This is a genomic window from Agromyces mediolanus (assembly GCF_014648575.1).
Lineage (GTDB): Bacteria > Actinomycetota > Actinomycetes > Actinomycetales > Microbacteriaceae > Agromyces > Agromyces mediolanus.
The window spans coordinates 1-3,586 of sequence record NZ_BMRJ01000010.1; the positions used below are offsets into that span (position 1 = coordinate 1).

General features: G+C 56.2%; 1 rRNA gene. It reads right to left on the reverse strand.

The annotated features are described in order from the left end of the window. Positions 1-128: 128 nt before the first annotated feature. Positions 129-3,233: ribosomal RNA gene (locus IEY71_RS18225) — 23S ribosomal RNA — on the reverse strand. Between the last annotated feature and the right edge of the window lie 353 nt (positions 3,234-3,586).

Sequence of the window (3,586 nt, forward strand, 5' to 3'; positions counted from 1 at the left end):
TGGTGGGGAAATCGTTCGAGCGTTGCTCTGTTCAATTTGGTGTTTGGTTCGTCTGTCGGGAACCACACAGTGGACGCGAGTCATCGGGCTCTACATCGTGCCTTTTGCAAACGTTGATGTAGATAGTGATTATCAAGTTATCGGCGTATTAGTACCAGTCAGCTGCACACCTTGCGGTGCTTCCACATCTGGCCTATCAACCCAGTCGTCTGGCTGGGCGCCTCTCCCCCCGAAGGGGATGGAAATCTCATCTTGAGGCCGGCTTCCCGCTTAGATGCTTTCAGCGGTTATCCATCCCGAACGTAGCTAACCAGCGGTGCTCCTGGCGGAACAACTGGCACACCAGAGGTTCGTCCAACCCGGTCCTCTCGTACTAGGGTCAGATCCTCTCAAATTTCCTGCGCGCGCAGAGGATAGGGACCGAACTGTCTCACGACGTTCTAAACCCAGCTCGCGTACCGCTTTAATGGGCGAACAGCCCAACCCTTGGGACCTACTCCAGCCCCAGGATGCGACGAGCCGACATCGAGGTGCCAAACCATGCCGTCGATATGGACTCTTGGGCAAGATCAGCCTGTTATCCCCGAGGTACCTTTTATCCGTTGAGCGACAGCGCTTCCACAAGCCACTGCCGGATCACTAGTCCCGACTTTCGTCCCTGCTCGACCTGTCAGTCTCGCAGTCAAGCTCCCTTGTGCACTTACACTCGCCACCTGATTGCCAACCAGGTTGAGGGAACCTTTGGGCGCCTCCGTTACTCTTTGGGAGGCAACCGCCCCAGTTAAACTACCCACCAGGCACTGTCCCTGAACCGGATCACGGTTCGAAGTTAGATATCCAGAGTGACCAGAGTGGTATTTCAACAATGACTCCACGAACACTGGCGTGCCCGCTTCAAAGTCTCCCACCTATCCTACACAAGCCACACCGAACACCAATACCAAGCTGTAGTAAAGGTCACGGGGTCTTTCCGTCCTTCTGCGCGTAACGAGCATCTTTACTCGTACTGCAATTTCGCCGAGTTCGCGGTTGAGACAGCTGGGAAGTCGTTACGCCATTCGTGCAGGTCGGAACTTACCCGACAAGGAATTTCGCTACCTTAGGATGGTTATAGTTACCACCGCCGTTTACTGGGGCTTAACTTCTCAGCTTCGCTCCGAAGAGCTAACCGTTCCGCTTAACCTTCCAGCACCGGGCAGGCGTCAGTCCGTATACATCGACTTGCGTCTTCGCACGGACCTGTGTTTTTAGTAAACAGTCGCTTCCCACTGGTCTCTGCGGCCTTCACGCCTTCGGCAGCAAGTGCCTACAACGATCCGGCCCCCCTTCTCCCGAAGTTACGGGGGCATTTTGCCGAGTTCCTTAACCACGATTCTCTCGATCTCCTCGGTATTCTCTACCTGACCACCTGAGTCGGTTTGGGGTACGGGCGGCTAGAACCTCGCGTCGATGCTTTTCTCGGCAGCATAGGATCACCCACTTTTTATCCGCATCACGTCTCAGCCGTAATGAGTCGCGGATTTGCCTACGACTCGGCCTACACGCTTGCCCCGGGACAACCATCGCCCGGGTTGGGCTACCTTCCTGCGTCACACCTGTTAATACGCTCACCGCACCAGACCGGGTCCCATGCTCCCCGCCACGGTGTCCCCCGAAGGGAACGATGTGACAGTTCGGATGGTTAGCATTACTGGATTGGTGTGGGCGGTTCTTCGCCGGTACGGGAATATCAACCCGTTGTCCATCGACTACGCCTGTCGGCCTCGCCTTAGGTCCCGACTTACCCAGGGCAGATTAGCTTGACCCTGGAACCCTTGGTCTTCCGGAGGACGGGTTTCTCACCCGTCTTTCGCTACTCATGCCTGCATTCTCACTCGTGTACCGTCCACGGCTGGTTTCCACCGCCGCTTCACCCGGCACACGACGCTCTCCTACCCATCCACACGACTGGACCACGAAGGCCTATCGATTGTATGAATGCCACGACTTCGGTGGCGTGCTTGAGCCCCGTTACATTGTCGGCGCGGAATCACTTGACCAGTGAGCTATTACGCACTCTTTCAAGGGTGGCTGCTTCTAAGCCAACCTCCTGGTTGTCTGTGCAACTCCACATCCTTTCCCACTTAGCACGCGCTTAGGGACCTTAGTCGGTGGTCTGGGTTGTTTCCCTCTCGACGATGAAGCTTATCCCCCACCGTCTCACTGCTGCGCTCTCACTTACCGGCATTCGGAGTTTGGCTGACGTCAGTAACCTGTTGAGGCCCATCGGCCATCCAGTAGCTCTACCTCCGGCAAGAAACACGCAACGCTGCACCTAAATGCATTTCGGAGAGAACCAGCTATCACGAAGTTTGATTGGCCTTTCACCCCTATCCACAGCTCATCCCCTCAGTTTTCAACCTAAGTGGGTTCGGTCCTCCACGACGTCTTACCGTCGCTTCAACCTGGCCATGGATAGATCACTTCGCTTCGGGTCTAGGACCTGCGACTGAATCGCCCTATTCAGACTCGCTTTCGCTCCGGCTACCCCACACGGGTTAACCTCGCCACAGATCACTAACTCGCAGGCTCATTCTTCAAAAGGCACGCCGTCACCCCAACACGGGAGCTCCGACGGTTTGTAAGCAAACGGTTTCAGGTACTATTTCACTCCCCTCCCGGGGTACTTTTCACCTTTCCCTCACGGTACTTGTCCGCTATCGGTCATCTGGGAGTATTTAGGCTTATCAGGTGGTCCTGACAGATTCACACGGGATTTCTCGGGCCCCGTGCTACTTGGGATCCCTCTCCGGCCGGCCAGGCATTTCGACTACGGGACTCACACCCACTCCGGTCCGCCTTTCAATGCGGTTCGTCTATACCTGACGCGTCACCGTGGCTGTCCGGCAGAACAGCCCGAAAGGTCCCACAACCCCGACCATGCAACCCCTGCCGGGTATCACACATGACCGGTTTAGCCTCATCCGCGTTCGCTCGCCACTACTTACGGAATCACTGTTGTTTTCTCTTCCTGTGGGTACTGAGATGTTTCACTTCCCCACGTTCCCTCTACCCGCCCTATATATTCAGGCGGGAGTCACCAGGTCACCCAAAGGGCCTGGCGGGGTTTCCCCATTCGGAAATCCTCGGATCACAGCTCGTTTATCAGCTCCCCGAGGCTTATCGCAGATTACGACGTCCTTCTTCGGCTCCAGATGCCAAGGCATCCACCGTTTGCTCTTAGAAACTTGAAATCACATGAGTTCAGAAACCACCAACCCCGAAGGGCCGGCGGTGACCAATGATTAGTCGAACGCACCCCCAAAAGGGCACGTCCTACGAATCTTTGTGATCGACACTCCCGAAAGAGCGTCAATCTAAGATGCTCGCGTCCACTATGTAGTTCTCAACAGACGAACAGCACCCCCACACCCGCCCACCACAGTGAGCATCGGCAGAGGCCTGCAAGAAACCAGCCACCCCCAAGGCAAAGCCAAAAAGGGGTTGCGCCCGGTCCCTCAGGACCCAACAGCGTGCACGTACCCGCCCGGCCAGCCCCAACCGTTCCAACCCCCACGCTGCCGAAACAACGCTGAGGCGTACTAGG